At 25.4% G+C, this 17,332-nt stretch carries 17 protein-coding genes; 9 read left to right on the top strand and 8 right to left on the bottom strand.

Annotated features, from left to right (window positions below; translation table 11 throughout):
- Positions 1-74 precede the first annotated feature (74 nt).
- The 3 genes from ACZ5OA_RS07070 to ACZ5OA_RS07060 are packed head-to-tail and all read right to left on the bottom strand — an operon-like array spanning position 75 to position 1,712.
- Positions 75-527, bottom strand: coding sequence for a YaiI/YqxD family protein (locus ACZ5OA_RS07070; protein WP_464907166.1), 453 nt, complete (start codon positions 525-527; stop codon positions 75-77).
- Positions 528-529: 2 nt separating this feature from the next.
- Positions 530-1,000 carry a hypothetical protein gene (locus ACZ5OA_RS07065; RefSeq protein ID WP_464907165.1) on the bottom strand — a complete coding sequence of 157 codons (471 nt, stop codon included), beginning with the start codon at positions 998-1,000 and terminating at the stop codon, positions 530-532.
- A complete protein-coding gene (locus ACZ5OA_RS07060) occupies positions 990-1,712 on the bottom strand; it encodes an ABC transporter permease (RefSeq protein ID WP_464907164.1) in 723 nt (240 codons plus the stop codon). Before ACZ5OA_RS07060 ends, ACZ5OA_RS07065 begins: the two co-directional genes overlap by 11 nt.
- Positions 1,713-1,770: 58 nt before the next feature.
- Between ACZ5OA_RS07060 and ACZ5OA_RS07055 the strand changes: the two genes are divergently transcribed.
- Positions 1,771-3,486 carry an HD domain-containing phosphohydrolase gene (locus ACZ5OA_RS07055; protein ID WP_464907163.1) on the top strand — a complete coding sequence of 572 codons (1,716 nt, stop codon included), beginning with the start codon at positions 1,771-1,773 and terminating at the stop codon, positions 3,484-3,486.
- Here the strand turns inward: ACZ5OA_RS07055 and modA are convergent.
- The 3 genes from modA to ACZ5OA_RS07040 are packed head-to-tail and all read right to left on the bottom strand — an operon-like array spanning position 3,479 to position 5,762.
- Positions 3,479-4,237, bottom strand: a complete 759-nt coding sequence (gene modA / locus ACZ5OA_RS07050) for a molybdate ABC transporter substrate-binding protein (protein WP_464907162.1) — start codon at positions 4,235-4,237, stop codon at positions 3,479-3,481. The genes ACZ5OA_RS07055 and modA overlap by 8 nt on opposite strands.
- Positions 4,234-5,151, bottom strand: coding sequence for a cytochrome-c peroxidase (locus tag ACZ5OA_RS07045; RefSeq protein ID WP_464907161.1), 918 nt, complete (start codon positions 5,149-5,151; stop codon positions 4,234-4,236). Before ACZ5OA_RS07045 ends, modA begins: the two co-directional genes overlap by 4 nt.
- Complete coding sequence (locus tag ACZ5OA_RS07040) at positions 5,148-5,762, bottom strand: tetratricopeptide repeat protein (RefSeq protein WP_464907160.1); 615 nt, start codon at positions 5,760-5,762, stop codon at positions 5,148-5,150. The genes ACZ5OA_RS07045 and ACZ5OA_RS07040 overlap by 4 nt, the downstream gene beginning before the upstream one ends.
- An 88-nt stretch (positions 5,763-5,850) precedes the next feature.
- Here ACZ5OA_RS07040 and hisD point away from each other — a divergent pair, with 88 nt between their 5' ends.
- On the top strand, positions 5,851-7,140 hold the full coding sequence (hisD, locus tag ACZ5OA_RS07035) for a histidinol dehydrogenase (protein ID WP_464907159.1): 1,290 nt from the start codon (positions 5,851-5,853) through the stop codon (positions 7,138-7,140).
- Positions 7,137-7,532 (top strand): hypothetical protein, encoded by a 396-nt coding sequence (locus ACZ5OA_RS07030; RefSeq protein ID WP_464907158.1) that lies wholly within the window; start codon positions 7,137-7,139, stop codon positions 7,530-7,532. Before hisD ends, ACZ5OA_RS07030 begins: the two co-directional genes overlap by 4 nt.
- Before the next feature lie 13 nt (positions 7,533-7,545).
- On the opposite strand, the gene rpsO is transcribed toward ACZ5OA_RS07030, so the two are convergent.
- Positions 7,546-7,821, bottom strand: coding sequence for a 30S ribosomal protein S15 (rpsO, locus tag ACZ5OA_RS07025; RefSeq protein ID WP_464907157.1), 276 nt, complete (start codon positions 7,819-7,821; stop codon positions 7,546-7,548).
- Between the two features lie 149 nt (positions 7,822-7,970).
- Between rpsO and ACZ5OA_RS07020 the strand changes: the two genes are divergently transcribed.
- From ACZ5OA_RS07020 to ACZ5OA_RS07010, 3 genes are read left to right on the top strand one after another with little or no spacing between them, the layout of a single operon-like run.
- Positions 7,971-8,384: an RrF2 family transcriptional regulator gene (locus ACZ5OA_RS07020; protein WP_464907156.1), complete on the top strand. Its 414-nt coding sequence runs from the start codon at positions 7,971-7,973 to the stop codon at positions 8,382-8,384.
- A gap of 35 nt (positions 8,385-8,419) precedes the next feature.
- Entirely contained in the window at positions 8,420-10,567 is a 2,148-nt protein-coding gene (gene flhA, locus ACZ5OA_RS07015) for a flagellar biosynthesis protein FlhA (protein ID WP_464907155.1), read from the top strand.
- A 10-nt stretch (positions 10,568-10,577) separates the two neighbouring features.
- Positions 10,578-12,299: an EAL domain-containing protein gene (locus ACZ5OA_RS07010; RefSeq protein ID WP_464907154.1), complete on the top strand. Its 1,722-nt coding sequence runs from the start codon at positions 10,578-10,580 to the stop codon at positions 12,297-12,299.
- Here the strand turns inward: ACZ5OA_RS07010 and cmoA are convergent.
- Positions 12,285-12,995 (bottom strand): carboxy-S-adenosyl-L-methionine synthase CmoA, encoded by a 711-nt coding sequence (gene cmoA / locus ACZ5OA_RS07005; RefSeq protein ID WP_464907153.1) that lies wholly within the window; start codon positions 12,993-12,995, stop codon positions 12,285-12,287. The genes ACZ5OA_RS07010 and cmoA overlap by 15 nt on opposite strands.
- 69 nt (positions 12,996-13,064) lie before the next feature.
- On the opposite strand from cmoA, the gene ACZ5OA_RS07000 reads away from it, so the two are divergent.
- Genes ACZ5OA_RS07000 through ACZ5OA_RS06990 form a run of 3 tightly spaced genes read left to right on the top strand, consistent with a single transcriptional unit; the run spans position 13,065 to position 17,327 of the window.
- Positions 13,065-14,321 (top strand): O-acetylhomoserine aminocarboxypropyltransferase/cysteine synthase family protein, encoded by a 1,257-nt coding sequence (locus ACZ5OA_RS07000; protein WP_464907152.1) that lies wholly within the window; start codon positions 13,065-13,067, stop codon positions 14,319-14,321.
- Positions 14,318-15,421 carry a homoserine O-acetyltransferase MetX gene (gene metX, locus ACZ5OA_RS06995; RefSeq protein WP_464907151.1) on the top strand — a complete coding sequence of 368 codons (1,104 nt, stop codon included), beginning with the start codon at positions 14,318-14,320 and terminating at the stop codon, positions 15,419-15,421. The genes ACZ5OA_RS07000 and metX overlap by 4 nt, the downstream gene beginning before the upstream one ends.
- Before the next feature lie 37 nt (positions 15,422-15,458).
- On the top strand, positions 15,459-17,327 hold the full coding sequence (locus ACZ5OA_RS06990; protein ID WP_464907150.1) for a hypothetical protein: 1,869 nt from the start codon (positions 15,459-15,461) through the stop codon (positions 17,325-17,327).
- Positions 17,328-17,332 lie beyond the last annotated feature (5 nt).

The raw sequence follows: 17,332 nt of genomic DNA, 5'->3' as shown, positions 1-17,332 counted from the left end.
CAAGCGCCCTTCGGGTTTGAAGCACACTTTTTTAAACGCTTTTTTTCGTTAAAATTTGTAGTTGTTTCGTTTATTTAATTAGTGCTTAATTTTGTGAGTAGTTTGTTGAAACTATTTGCAAATTTTTGCATATCATTTTTACCAAAAGGTTTTGGGCCTTTGGTAATTTCTCCAGCATCTCTAATTTCAGTCATTAAATTTCTTATACTTAAATAATGATTTATATTATTTTCATCAAGAATAGTGCCTCTGTGGTCTAATCCAACGGCATTTAATTTTACAATTCTGTCAGCCAATGGAATATCTGCTGTGATAATTAAATCATTTTTTTGAGTGAGTTCGACTATTTTATCATCTGCCTTGTCAAGCCCATCTTCAACGATAACATATTCAATAAATTGACTTTTATTAAAGCTTATTTTTTTGTTTGAAACAACTATTGTTTGAAGTGATAGTCTTTCAATAGCTCTCTCAATTATAGGTTTTATGGCTCTTGGAAGGGCATCAGCATCTATTAAAAGTTGCATTATTAGCCTTTATAATTTAATACTTCTTTTGCAAATCCAATATTATAAAAAAAGATTATTTTAAAAACTCTATCAATTTCATTTTTACTTGTAATTATATAAAAATCAAATCCTTCTAATTCTTGATTATTTGGAACTACTTCAAACATAACCGGTTTCAAAGCTTTTAGCATATTTGTTATTTTTTTAGTTTTATAATCATTTAAACCTTTTGTCATAGAACCTTCAGTTTCTATTTTTTTCATTGTTTGAAAAAGTAGATCATTTTTATCTTGGAATATTGCTTTATTCCAGTAAAGTTTTCCTGAATCATAATGCAGTGAATTTGTCTTTTTTAAAAGTGGATTCTTGAGACTTTTAATATCTTCTATCATGGTCAAAAAGGCATTTGTACCACCAACTTTTTCGGCATATTCATTTAATTCTTCGTGTAATTTTTGTTTTGTTTCTTTGTCTAAATCTTTAAATTTCATTTTTATCCTTATATTTCATAAAAAACATTATACCAAATAATGCGCTAAAAAGGTTGATACTAACAAGCATATAAATAATAACTAATTGATAACTAACTGCAGTTAAAGGGTTAGCTCCAGCTAAAAGCATACCGGTTGTAATCCCCGGTATTGCTACAACTCCAATAGTTTGAAGCATATTAATTGTAGGAATTAAGCTAGCTTTTATAGCTTGAAGTTGCATAGTTTTATAAGCTTCTTTTAGAGTTGCTCCAAGTGATATAAATCCTTCAATCAAATCTGTTTGTATTTCGGTTTCTCTTTTGAATCTTTCCACAGCTAATGTAAATGAATTTAGTGAGTTACCTATAATCATTCCTCCAATTGGAATAAATTCATTTGGTTTTGTTGAAATTATTTGAGTGGATACCATTATTCCAAGAACTATAAAAGTGGATAAAAATATAGTCAAAAATGGAATTATAAAGTTTGTATTTACTCTCTTTTTTGCGATATAAGAAGAGTATAAAATCATTAAAAATAGAACTAAAATCAATAAAAATAGATTATTAATTTTAAAAATAAAAACTAAAAAATATCCAAGGGCTAAAAGCTGGATAAAGGCTCTAAAAGAGTTTATTAAAAGTTGTTTTTCGATCCCTAATTTTGCTTTGTATGAATAAATTAAAGGAATTAAAACTAAAATAAAACTAACTAAAAAAGAGTAATTCATAATTTCTCCAATTTTTTTGCAAATTATAATATAATTATAAATAAATAAAAGGAATATTGTGTTTAATGAAATAAAACTTTTAAAAAGATGGACTATTTATACTTTTTTATTTTGGTCTTTTATTATAGGATTTTTTATATTTTATGATTTATATAATAGTTATAAATATGCTAAAAATGAAGCTTTATTACAGGCAAAATTAAAAGTACAAAATGATATGAATTTTAGACATTGGATTGCTTCACATGGAGGAGTTTATGTACCGATTGATAAAAACACTCCACCAAATCCATACTTAGCACATTTAAAAAATAGAGATATTGAAACATTTGATAATCAACATTTAACACTTATGAATCCAGCTTATTCACTTAAACAATTATTAACAAAATATTATTCTAATAAATATAAAGATAAAATTACAAGTAATATTTTATTAAATCCTAAGAATGCACCAGATATGTGGGAAAAAGAAGCATTAAACAAAGTTATTAAAAGTGAAAAGCCATATTATGAGTTTCAAAAGGATAGCTATTTAAGATATATGTCTCCTTTAAAAACAGATAACAGTTGTTTAAAATGTCATGCCTTTCAAGGATATAGACTAGGAGATATTAGAGGGGCTATTTCTGTAACAGTAGATACAGAACCATTTGTTAGTAAATATATTTTAATAAATAAAAATTATATATTAGAACTAATTTTATTATGGATAGCTGGATTAGTTTTTATTTTAATGGGGTATAGCAAACTAAAAAAATCTATTTTGGCAAAAATTAAAATGTATGAAGAAGGAATTTATGGACTTGTTGATTTGGTAGAACAAAGAGATACTTATACAGCAGGGCATTCCAAAAGAGTAGCCGAGTATTCTGTAATGATTGCAAAAGAAATGGGATATAAGAAAGATATATTAGATTTATTGTATAAAGCAGGGATGTTACATGATATAGGAAAAATAGCAACTCCAGATGCTGTACTTTTAAAACCAGGAAGATTAAATAAAATTGAATTTGAATTAATTCAAGAACATGTTACAAGTGGATATAAATTTTTAAAAAGTATGGATATATATATAAATATAGCTGAAATTATAAGATATCATCATGAAAGATATGATGGAAGTGGTTATTTAGAAGGTATAAAAGGAGATAAGATTCCTATTTTATCTGCTATTCAAACAGTGGCTGATGCATTTGATGCTATGACAACTAATAGAATTTATAAAGGAAGAAAGGATGTTAATAGTGCTATAAAAGAGATTAAAGAATTATCTGGAAAACAGTTTCATCCAAAAGTAGCTGAGGCGGCACAAATAGCTTTAAAAAATGTAAAAATCGAAAATATTTCACAACTTCCAAAAACAAAACTTGAAATGGAAAGATTTGTATATTTTTTCAAAGATCAAGTTACAGGATGTTTTAATCAAAAATATTTAGAATTTGTATTATCTAATAATGAAGAAGATAAAAACTTTAATTATAAATATATAGTTTTTATCTATTTACATAATTTTGGGGAATATAATAAAAAATATGGATGGAAAAATGGAGATAAAGAGTTAGCAAGAATTGTAAAAGAGTTACAAAATATATTTATAAAAGAAACTATTTTTAGAAAAGAGGGTGATGATTTTATAATTTTAAGTAAAAGAAAAATAGAATTATATGAAAAAAAATTAAATAATATTGTTATAGATTCCATACTATCTATTGATTATGAATTAAAAGAGTTAGATAAAAAACTTAAAGAAGAAATTTTAAATACTATCTAATAGATAAATATCCATTAGATGTTAAAATTTTTTGACCTTCATCTGAAAGTAAAAAGTTAGCAAAATTTATAATAGATTGTTTTTTTATTCCTCTTTTTGAAATTATAAAATATTGTTTAATAGGAGAATATAATTTTGGATCAACTTCCATCCAATTAGTTCCTTCTTTATTAAATTGATCTGGTAATAAAGTAGTAGCAGATTTTGGTATAAATCCTACTTTATCTTTTGACCAAAGTACATTATCTACGACTTCTGCTATATTTCTTTTATAGATTATTTTATTTTTTATTTTATTATAAATATGTAAATTGTTTAATACTTGAATAGTTCTATTTCCATAAACAGCATTTTCTTTATTTCCAACTAATATTTTTTTAACTTTTTTATTTTTTAAAAAACTATAATTTTTATCATATTTTAAATTTTTATAAAATATAATTAAAGAACCTTGTGTATAAAGTCTTGGCTTTGTAACTGCTTTATTGATTTTATATACTGCCATAGCATCTTTTTTATTTGCTGAAAGAAACATATCATAATCATATCCGTTCAAAATATTTTCTTTTGCTTTTCCAGATGAAAAATATTGAACTAAAATATGGTTGTTTGGATATTTTTGATAAAACTTTTCAAATATTTTAGTCATTACAAATTCCATATTTGATGCTGAAATAACTATACCGTATTTAGTTAAATCCATTGAAAATAATGAACTCATTAAAGTCAAAAAGAAAACTAATTTTTTCATTTCATTAATTCTTTTAAATGTGGAAAATCACCAGTTAAAGTATGTAAAAATGCATTTATTGCATTTACTTCTTCATCTGTTAATTTTTCGCCAGATTGCATAAAAGCCATTTTTCTAATTGTTTCTTTTAATGAATACGTCCCAGCATCACTAAAATATGGAGCTGTTAAAGCTATATTTCTCAGAGGCGCTACTCTGTAAACACATTTATCTTCTGGATTGTGAGTTATGGAATATCTATCATCTATACATTTTTTTTCTTTTTTAAAAATTCCAAATTTTTCATATTTGTCTCCACCTATATTTTGTCCATCATGACATTCTATACATCCTCTTGATTTAAATAGTTTATAACCTTTTAATTCTTCTTTTGATAAAGTGGCTTTGTGCTCTAAATATTTATCAAATTTACAATTTGGAGTAGTTAAAACATATTCAAACTCTGCTATTGCATCTTTAAAATCATTATAGGTAAAATGTTTTTGCCCATAAAATACTTTTGCAAATTTTTGTTTGTAAGGAGGCTTATTTATGATATTTTCTACAAATTTTGGATTAATTCCCATTTCAACTGGATTATTAATCGGTCCGTCAATTTGTGCTTTTAAATCTTTTGCTCTACCATTCCAGAATTGTCTGAAATTATAAACAGCATTCAAAACAGTAGGTGAGTTTAAATTTCCTTTTTTATCATAAACACCTCTTGAAACAGGTCGCATATCTGCCCATCCAGCCATTGGAGTATGGCAAGTTCTACAAGAGACTTTTCCATCTGCAGAAAATTTTGAATCAAAAAACAGTTTCATACCAAGTTTTGCTTTTGCTTTATTTACCATAACTTCATTTATCGGTGTAATTGGAGTATAAGCATAAATATTTATCAAGCAACAAATAAAAAATATTAATTTTTTCATTTATGTGACTTTTTGTTTTGAGATATTTTATTGAAGTTATCACACCCTTTTTGATATCCCCATCTGCAAGATTTTGCATAAGTTTCTCTAGCTTGTATTAGATCAATTTTAGTACCTAATCCTTTTTCATATGCATTTGCTAACGAATTACAACCCTCAGGTGAATTTAATTTACAAGCTTTTTTATAATAATTAAAAGCAGTTTCTAAATTTTTATTAACTGTTTCACCTTTGAAATAGAAATTTCCTATGGCATTACACCCTTTTGGTGAATTTAATTTGCAAGCTTTTTCATAATATTTTTTTGCTTCTTGTTTATGATTAAATTTATATAAAATTTTTCCACTCATAGCACAACCAATTTTATTATTTAATTTACAAGCTTTTTTGTAATAAATTAATGATTTTTTATCACTTTTAAGTACATTTCTTGATAAATCTCCAGTTATCAAGCAAGAATCTATATTTTTATCTTTTTCACAACTAAGTTGATAATATTGAATAGCTTTTTTGTAATTACCTTGATTGAAATAGTTCATAGCTTTTGTTTGATAGTTTGCAGAAAATCCAAGTGTAATTAAGCCTCCAATCAAAATAAATGATTTTTTCATTTTTGATACCTTTTTTTTGTTATAATTATAGCATAAGCAAATATATATTTAAGTGATTTTGATATAATTACAATAAAAAAGGTTTTTTATGAAAATATTACAAACAACAGATAATAATTTTGACACTGAATTTAATGAAATTCTAAAAAGAGGTGCAATGGATATTGATAAAGTTGAACCGATTGTAAAAGGAATTTTGGATGAGGTTAGAAATGAAGGGGATAATGCTTTAATTAGACATATTTCTAAATTTGATAAATGGTCTCCTAAAAGTGGAAATGATTTAAAAATTTCTACTGATGAAATAAAAAAAGCTTATGAAAATATTGATTCCAAATTGAGAGAAGCTCTTCAATTAGCTTTTGATAGAATTAAAGCTTATCACGAAAAACAACTTCCAAAATCTTGGCTTGATTTTGAAGATAATGGGACTATTTTAGGTCAAAAAGTAACAGCAGTGGAAAAAGCAGGGATTTATGTACCAGGAGGAAAAGCCTTTTATCCCTCATCACTTTTGATGAATGTGATTCCTGCCCTTGTAGCAGGGGTTAAAGATATAATCGTTACAACTCCTGTAATTTCAAATGAGCCAAATGAACTTTTACTCGCAGCTTGTCATCTTTGTGGAATTGATAAAGTTTATAAAGTTGGAGGTGCAAGTGCTATTGCTTCTATGGCTTATGGAACTGAGAGTATTGAAAAAGTAGATGTAATTACAGGGCCTGGAAATATTTTCGTGGCAACTGCTAAAAAAATGGTCTATGGTGAAGTAAATATCGATATGATTGCAGGGCCTAGTGAAATTGGGATTATTGCAGATGAATCAGCAAAAGCAAATTATATGGCAATTGATTTACTTTCTCAAGCAGAACATGATGAAATGGCAAGTTCAATTATGATTACAACTTCGAAAAGTTTAGCGAAAGAGACTGAAAAAAATATTTATAAATTTTTGGAAACTTTAGATAGAAAAGAGATTGCAAGTAAATCTATAAAAGAAAGAGGAAGAATTATTATTGCTGAAAATTTAGATGAAGCAATTAATTTAATGAATAAAATTGCCCCTGAACATTTAGAAGTAGTTACAAGTAATCCTTTTGCCTTGCTACCAAAGATTAAAAATGCAGGAGCAATTTTCTTAGGTGAAAATACACCAGAACCGATTGGAGATTATATTGCTGGACCAAATCATACTTTACCAACAGGTGGAAGTGCTAAATTTTATTCACCTTTAAATGTAGAAGTGTTTATGAAAAAATCTTCTATTATTAGTTTTAGCAAAGAAGCAATTGAATCAATGGGTGATAAATGTGCACTTTTAGCAAAAACTGAAATGCTAACAGCTCACCAAAAATCAGTATTAGAAAGATTGAAATGAGTCCTGTTTTAATAATATCAATTGTAATTATAGGATTTATTGTAGCTATTGTTGGATTAATTGTTGCTTTGAAAAAATCATATAAAGAAGAGATTTCAAATATTCAAAAAACAGAAATAAAAAATGATAAATTTGATTTGGATGATTTGATGGATATAGTTAAAAGTCAAAACACTTCAAGTAGTGGGGTGTTGGATGCTTTGATTTATTTTAATGAAAATTTTAGAATTGATGAAAAGGATAGTAGAAAATATTTTTTATTTTTAAGTAAAGCTTTAACTCATCCAAATAAAAATAAAAATATATTTCAATATTTTCATAATGAAATAAAACCTAAAAATCTTTGTTTTAAAAGTGAACTTGAAAGTATAGAAAAGAAAGCGTTAAATTAAGAGAAGGAAGAGATTAAACTCTGTCTCTTAATCCAAGAGTAGAAATTGTTTTGCTGTAAGTTGCAAAATCTTTTTTTCTAAGGTATCTCATAAGTCTTCTTCTTTGACCTACTAATTTTAAAAGTCCAAGTCTTGAAGAGTGATCTTTTTTGTGTTCTTTTAAATGTCCTGTAAGATAGTTAATTCTTTCAGTTAAAAGTGCAATTTGCACTGCTGGTGAACCTGTATCTTTTTCATCTTTAGCAAATTTAGAAATAATTTCTTGTTTTTTCGCCGTATCTAAAGCCATAATTGCCTCCTGATTGGTATTTTAATTTTCACAATTTTGTGAGTTAGAATTATAGCTTAAATTGTAAATAATGTCAAAAATTGTATTATTCTTTAATTTTTGATAGAATTCCTCTTATTTAAATATAAACTATTTAATAGGGAGACTTTATGATTTTTACTCGTTCAACAGGATATGCGCTTTTGGCTTTAAGCGAGCTTGCGACATTAGATACAGCAATAGATACCAATCATTTATCTGAAAAAATAAGTGTAAGTAAATATTTTCTTGCTAAACTTTTACAAAATTTATCTAAAAAAGAGATAGTTAAATCATTTAAAGGTGTAAATGGTGGATTTATTTTAAACAAACAACCAAATGAAATTAAAGTTATTGATATTTTTAAATGTGTAGAAGATAGAGAATTTTTGGTTTATCAATGTTCCCAAGAAGAATCAGATTGTCCCAAAAACAAGGCAGGTGTATGCTCAATTTGGCCATTTTTAAATTTGCTTGAAGATGATATTGCTAAATATTTAGAAAAGTTTACTCTTGAAGATGTTTTGAGGATGAGAAACTGCTAAAGAAACTTTCTAATTTAAAGGAAAAAATTGGAGGAATGTCTGATTTAGGAGTTGTATTTTTTGTTTTTGCAATTCTTTTAATTATTATTATTCCTCTTCCTAGTGGATTTTTAGATTTTTTTCTTACTATTTCTATAGCAGTTTCTGTTTTAATTTTATTAATTTCTTTATATATTCCAAAACCTACAGACCTTTCTACTTTTCCAACTTTAATATTAATTGTAACTCTTTATAGACTTTCACTAAACATAGCTACTACAAGAATGATCTTGAGTAAAGCTCAAGAAGGAGCTAATCATGTTAGTGAGTTAATTACTGCTTTTGGTGAATTTGTTGTAGGTGGAAATTATGTAATTGGAGTAATTGTATTTATTATTTTGGTAGTTATTAACTTTATGGTAGTAACTCAAGGGTCAACAAGAGTTGCAGAAGTGGCAGCGAGATTTACACTTGACGCGATGCCAGGTAAACAAATGGCTATTGATGCTGACTTAAATGCTGGGCTTATTGGGGAAGATGAAGCTAAAACAAGAAGACAAGAATTGATCTCTGAAGCAAGTTTTTACGGGGCAATGGATGGGGCAAGTAAATTTGTAAAAGGTGACGCGACTGCTGGTATTATTATTACACTTGTAAATATAATTGCTGGATTTTTGATAGGTGTTTTCCAACATGATATGGATTTAGGCACAGCCGCTAGTACTTATACTATTTTGACAGTAGGTGATGGGCTTGTAAGTCAACTTCCAGCACTTATGGTATCAACTGCAACTGGTATTATGATTACAAGAGCAAGTAAAGATAAAAGTAATTTTGCTGAAGGTGTAATAAGTCAACTTGCAAATGATTATAAAGTTTTGATGATTGTTGGTGTTGTGTTGTTTATATTTTCTTTAACTCCAGGCTTTCCAACGCTTAGTTTGATTTTTGTGGGGCTTATATTTTTTGTAAGTGGTTATATGATGAAAGTAACAAGTGATGGAGTAAATCCTATATTGGAATTATTTAATAAATTTAGAAAAAAATCATTTAATCAAAAAGATTCTGAGCAAAATAAAGTAAAAGAGCAAAAAGATAAATCACAAACAGAAGTAGTTCAAAAAGAAGAAACTCCAGAAGAAAAAGCAGCAAAAGAAGAAAAAATTATAGATGATGTATTAAAAATAGAGATATTAGAGCTTGCAATTGGATATCAACTTATTAGATTAGCAGATCCAAATCAAGGAGGAGATTTACTTGATAGAATCAAAACTATGAGAAGAAAAATTGCAGCAGATTTTGGATTTTTGATGCCACAAGTGAGAATCAGAGATAATTTACAATTAAAACCAAATGAATATCAAATTTTATTAAAAGGTATTGCTATAGGTGAAGGTGAAATTTATCCAGATAAATTTATGGCGATGAGCTCTCCTATGGTAACAGAAGAGATAGAAGGTATTCCTACAAAAGAGCCAGCTTTTGGAATTGAAGCTATTTGGATAGATGCTGATAAAAAAGAAGATGCTTTAATGGCTGGTTATACTGTGATTGATCCATCTACAATAATTGTAACTCATATGAGTGAATTAGTTAAAAAATATGCAGAAGAGCTTTTGACTCGTCAAGATGTGCAAGAATTGCTTGATAGAATCAAAAAAGATTATCCAGCAATTGTTGATGATTGCTTGAAAGTGGCTTCTATTGGACTTATTCAAAGAGTATTAAAAGCTTTACTTCATGAAAAAATACCAATTAAAGACATGATAACTATCTTAGAAACTATTACAGATACTGCTGAAATTACGAAAAATATTGATATAATTGTAGAGCAAGTTAGAAGTAGATTAAGTAGAGTTATTACAAATTTGTATAAAGATGAAAGTGGAGTTATAAAACTTCTTACATTTGATACTCAAACGGAGCAATATTTACTTGATAAACTTCAACAACAAGGTGAAAACAGACAATTTATGCTTAGTGTAAATGATATGAATAAGCTTGTAGATGAGGTTACTAAAGCAGCAAAACAAGTAATTTCACAAGGTGTAGCACCAGTTATTTTGATAGTTGACCCAATGATTAGAAAATCACTTTCAGAAATTTTTGAAAGATTTGGCCTTGATGTGGTAGTTTTATCTCATTCAGAGATTGATTCAAATGCTAAATTTGAAGTATTAGGCAGTATAAACATTAATTTTTAAAGGATTTAAGATGTTATTAATTTTAGGAATTTTTTTTGCATTAGTTGCAGGAATTATAAACACATATTTATTAAAAATTAATATAGATATAAATTTACCTATTGAATATGAACATATAATTATAAGTAGCATTATTTATTCATTATTTGTTGTTATTTATTATTTTATTATTTTGAATTATAAAGATAAACAATTTAAAAAAGAACAAGATAATTTAATAGCAATATTAAATAATAATATCGAGCCAATAAATAGAAGTAATAATTTTTTAATTTTAAATAATTTATTTATTATGATTAATAGACATATAAAAATTTTTGAAGAAAAAGAAAAAGAGACTAAGTCTATAATAGATGAATTGAAATTAGAAAATAAAAAATGTCAATATATAATAAATAATTCCAATATAATATATTTAATAGTTAATAAAGAATGGAAAATTATAAGTTTAAATGAAACTGCTAAAAAGGCTTTTAATGTTAAATTAGCTTATGATTTTAATAAAAAATTTGATTCATTAAAAAATATTATTACATCTAAGATAGGTAATATTGAATCTTTAGAAAATAAAGAAATAGAAGTTAATATATTAAATAAATATTATTTAATATATATTGTAAAATCATCTTCAGAAAATTTCTTTTTTGTTAGAATGGTTGATATTACAAAATATAAAAATGAAAACAATGCACTAAAAACAACTATTTATAAAGCAAGTGATAATGTATTTACAGATAAAAAAATGGATAAATTTACAAAAACAACTTTTATTAGAATTTTAAATTATGATAAATATGCTGCATATTTAGATGATGCTATTCTTAAAAGATTTGAATCTAATTTTGTAAAAATTTTGATAAAAAATGGTTATAAAGAAATATTTAAAATAGATAGAGATATTTATGCTGTATATGATTATGCAGATATGAATTATTTAAAAAGTGAACTAGAATCTGAAACAGTTGTTAAACTTTCTGATAATAGGTTTATTTTAAATCCTATTGTTATTTTAGGTGCAGGGGTTAATTATGAAAAAGCAAAACAACAAATTTTTGAATCATCATTAAATTTGAAATCAAATATAAAAGATAATATAAAATATTCTTTTGCTTATATTAATTTAATAAATAATTATATTTTGGATAATAATATATGCTTTTCATATAGAGAAGTAAAAGATATGATAATGATTGAGCCATATTTAAAAGCAGATAGAGCATTGTCTAATAGTATAAATTTAGAAGAGTATTTAAAAGATTTTAACTTATATATAAATATTTTACATAAAATTTTTGTAAAATATTTAAGTGTTTTAGAAAATAAAAAAATAATTATAAATTTAGATTCTTATTCTTTGATATCTACTACTTCACTTCTTACACTTCTTACATTTCTTAAAAATAATCAATTAGAAGTAATCTTTAATATAAATATAAATAATTACTTTGAATTTAGTTATGAAATTTTAAAAGAGATAAAAGCTTACTTTAAAATTTCTTTAAAAAATATAGGAAATAGTTATTTTAATTTTAAATTTTTTAATGAAATGAAGGTTAATTATATAGAAATAGATAAAAATATTATAGAATATATAAAACAAAATCCAGAAGCTAAAAAGTTTCTAGATGGACTAAAATTGATTACTAAAAATAAGAAAATAGAGCTTATAGCTCTTGGATATAAAGATGAAAATATACTAGAAATAGGTGAAAAAAAATTATTTGAAAGCTAAAAAAGTAGCAAAATTACACCATCTAAAAATAGTTTCTATATGTTTAAACCCAGCATTTTTGAGCATCTCTTTATTCTCTAATTCAGTATAAGGAATAAGAACATTTTCTAAAGCTTCTCTTTTTTTAGAAATTTCATATTCACTATATCCTTTTTTCTTTTTATAATCATAATATTCATCTATTAAAATTTTATTGAGTTTTTTATCTTCTGAAACTAACTTTTCGCTCATTAAAAATATTCCATTATCCGCGAGTGAATTATAGATTTTAGAGATTAATTTTTCTCTTTTAATTGGACGAATAAATTGAATTGTATAATTTGCTACAATTAATTTATTTACTCCAAAAATATAATTTATAAAATCAGCATTTTTAAAGTTAATATTTACCCCAAATGCTTTTGCTTTATTAGTTGATTTTTCTATCATAGCAGATGAATTGTCAATACCTGTTAATTTTAAAGTTGGATTTATTTTTGCTAAATTTATTAAAAATGTTCCAGTAGAACTACCTAAATCTAAAATTTTATCCTCATTTTTTAAATAATTTTTTACAATATTTATACTTAAAAATAAGTTTTCTTTGTAAAAGGGAATGGATCTGTCTATCATATCATCAAAAACATTTGCCACTTCTTCGTCAAATTCAAATTGTTTTTCTATCTCTTTTGCAAAAACTTTATCTTTTGTATTCAATTTAGAGACCTTTTTTTTGCTATAATTATATCAAAAAGAAAAAAGTAGAAAAATATTAAAAGGGATAAAATGAAAAAAGAGACAATTTCTGTAAATTATGGGTATGAAAAAGATAATCAGCGAGCCATGAATGTCCCAATTTATCAAACAACTGCTTATGAATATGAAAGTATTGAAAGTGCTGCAAGACTTTTTAATCTTGAAGAAGAAGGTAATATTTATACTAGAATTGGTAATCCTACAACAGAAGTTTTTGAAAAAAGAATAGCAAAACTTGAAGGTGGAGTGTCTGCATTGGCTCTCTCTAGTGGAATGGCAGCTGTTTTTTATAGTATTATAAATTTAGTAAAAAGTGGGGATAATGTAATAGCTTCTACTAAACTTTATGGTGGGACTATTACACTTCTTACTCAAACACTTAAACCTTTTGGGATTGAAGTTAGATATTTTGATGTCCACGAAGCTCATAATTTAGAAAATTTAATAGATAAAAATACAAAAGCTATTATTTTTGAAAGTGTTGCAAATCCAGCGCTTAGTGTGCCTGATTTTGAAACTATTACAAAAATTGCTGATAAAAAAGGTGTGATTACAATTTGTGATAATACAATTGCAACTCCTTATGGATGTCAATCTATAAAACTTGGAGTAGATATTGTAGTGCATAGTGCAAGTAAATATATTGTTGGAAATGGAAGTGCTATTGCAGGGGTTATTATAGAAGGTAAAAAAGCTAAAAATAAATTAAAAAATAATGATTATTTTTCAAAGCCAGATGAGAGTTATCATGGATTAGTTTATTTAGATAAATTTGATAATCCATTTATTGCTAGAGCAAAATTAGCACTTCTTAGGGATTTTGGTGCGGTAATTTCTCCATTTAATTCTTGGCTTTTGATTCAAGGACTTGAAACATTATCACTTAGAATTAAACAACACTCAAAAAGTGCCAAAAAAGTAGCTACATTTTTGGCTAAACATTATAAAGTAAATTATCCATTTTTAGAGAGTGATGAAAATTATAAATATGCAATAAAATATTTAAAATATGCAGGTGGAATTGTTAGTTTTGAAATGGATAGTTTTGAAGAAGCTAAAGAAGTGGTAAAACATCTAAAACTATTTAGTTTAGTTACAAATATTGGTGATTCCAAATCAATTGTAACGCATCCAGCAAGTACAACTCATCAGCAATTAAATAAAGATGAACTTAAAAAAGCAGGAGTGCCAGAAGGACTTATAAGACTTAGTATAGGACTTGAACATCCCAAAGATTTAATAAATGATTTAAAACAAGCTATAAGTAAGGTAAAAGGTAAAAATTGAAAATTCAGACGAAGAAAGCAAAATTTAGACAACCTTTATATTTAGAAAGTGGAAGATTGCTTGAGCCGTGGGAGATTGTATATGAAACGTATGGCAAGTTAAATGAAGATAAAAGTAATGTAATTTTAATAACTCACGCTCTTAGTGGAAGTCATCACGCGGCTGGAAAATATTCAGATGAAGATAAAAAACCAGGATGGTGGGATGATTTGATAGGTGATGGAAAAGCAGTTGATACAACTAAATTTTTTGTAATTTCTACAAATGTAATAGGCAGTTGTTTTGGCTCAACCTCTCCACTTCATCCGATTAGTCCAGGAAGCGAGGAAAAATATAGACTTAAATTTCCAGTAGTTACTATTAAAGATATGGTAAAAGCTCAAAAAATTTTACTTGATTCATTAGGTATTCAAAGATTAAAAGCAATTATTGGTGGAAGTATGGGGGGAATGCAAGCACTTAGGTTTGCAGTAGAATATCCAGGATTTGCAAAAGATATTATTCCCCTTGCTACTACTCATAAAACGCGCGCAGCTGTAATAGCTGTTAATACAATTATGAAAGATTCAATTTTAGCTGACCCTAATTTTAAAAATGGTAATTATGACCCAATTGAAATTACGAAAAATGGTCTAAAAGGTTTGGAAGTTGCTAGAATGATGGGGTTTTTAGGTTATCTAAATCCTAAAACATTTGATAAAAAATTTGGTAGAGAGTATGTTAAAACGGATGGTATGTTTGAACTTTTTGGAAGATTTCAGGTTGAAAGTTATTTAGAATATAATGGTGCAAATTTTCCTAAATGGTTTGATCCACTTAGTTATATTTATATTTTAAAAGCGATATCTTTGTTTGATTTATCAAGAGGTTATATTAGCTTAAGTGAGGCTTTATTAAATGTAAAAGATAATTTACATTTAATAAGTTTTAAAGGTGATACACTTTTTTTCCCAGAAGAAATGTCTGAAATAAAAAAAACTATGGATGAATTAGGTAAATTTTGTAACTATTTTGAAATAGATAGTAATTATGGACATGATTCATTTTTGGTAGAAGTGGATAAATTTGAAAATATTATTGTAGATATTTTGAAAAAATAATAGTAAAATTATAAATAATTAGTTAAAAGGAAATTATATGATACAAATTAATGATAATGGTTTTTTTGAGATTTTTCCAGCTATAAAAACTATAACACAAGCTTTTGAATATCAAAATGCTATGCTTAATAAAATAGTTTTAACAGGTAAAATAAATGCTCTTTCAATAGCTGAGAATCTTTTTGATTTTACAGAAAAAACAGCTGATACATTTGCTATTTTACAAAAAAAGTTGATAGAAAATTTACTTGATGAAAATAAAAAATCAATTGAAGTAAAAGCTAAATTAAAATCAGAATCAATTTTAACTATTTTAGTAAAAAATTTATATGAAATATCTAAAAATATTGAATTGTTGAGTCAAAATGGATATATTATTGATTTTTTAAATTCAGATCTTTCGAAAAATGAAATAAATAGTTTCTTAAATGAATATAAAACTAAATATTCTATTTATAATGAAGTTTTAATTATATCTCCTAATAAAAAAATAATAGCTAATATAAATTCTAAAAATAAGGCATTAAGAACAAAAGATGAAATAATTGATGAAGTATTTAAAAGTGAAACGTATGTGCAAGCTTATAAAAAAACAGATATGATAATTTTTCAAAAACAATCTCTATTTTTTGCAAAAAGAGTTGTAGATAATAATGGTAATGTGATAGGAGCAGTTGTAATATCTTTTGATTTGGAAAATGAAATGAAAACTGTTTTTGAAAAAATACTTGAAAAAAATGAAACATTTTCTATTGTAGATAAATTTAACAACATTATTACTTCTAGTGAATCTGGAATTAATAAAAAATTTTTAAAAGGTATAAATAAAACTGATGAAGCTGTTATTCTAAATAATAGATTTAATCTTAAATTAAAAGCTAAAAATTATAAAAAATATTCTATAGATGATTGGTATGGTATTATATCTTTAAAAAAAGAAGTTGATGTGAATATTTTATTAAATTCTGAAAATGAAAATAATAATAATATTAAACAATTAACTGAAATTAATGTAAAAAATAAAGATTTAAAAAAATTAACAAATGAAGCTTATTCTATTTTAGAAGATTTATCAGATGTTATTATAAATGGAGAACTTATTGCAGCTAAAAGTAAAAAATATATTTTAATACCAATTTTAGATAATTTAAGGGAAATTAGTTTTAGAGTTGTGAAACTAATAGAAGTTTCTATCTCATCTCTTCAAAAAGTAATAAACGATTCTTTTTCTAATGATATAAAAAGTATTTCAAAATTTACTATGTTTAGTGTAATTAAAAATATGTATAAAACAATAAATGATGTTAGATGGTGGTCTTTAAATAAAGTTTTTGTAAATGAACTAACTTCAAAAGAACCTAATATAGATTTTATAAAAAATGAATTATTAAAAATAAACAATATTTATTCTAATTATTATAATATATTTATATATGATGACAATGGAAAAGTTATTGGGGCATCTAAATCAGGAGAAGGTTTAGAAATAGATGATAAATCAGTCTTATCAAATAATGATGCAGATGGATATTTTGTTTCTGAATATAAATCTTCTAAATTTTATGACAATAATCCAACATATATATTTTATAGTTCTATTATAAAAGATAAAAAAGTAGTAGGTGGAATTGGTGTTGTATTTGATATGCAAGAATTTAATGATATGTTAAGATCTATTTTCAATATAAAAGGTTTTTCTTTAATAGTAAATAAAAAAAGAGAAGTAATATCATCTACTATTTCTAAAGATATAATAGAAAAATTATTTGACATAGAATTAAAAGATGGTGTTATTAAAGATATAGAAATAGACAATGTAGCTTATAAAGTATCAGTATCACATTTTGATAAGTATAGAGAGTATCAAAACAGAGATCTATTTACAATTGTTGCAATTGAAAAATAGGAGAA

The sequence above is a fragment of the Thioreductor micantisoli genome (genome assembly GCF_055392745.1).
This window is presented reverse-complemented; position numbering and strand designations above follow the sequence as displayed.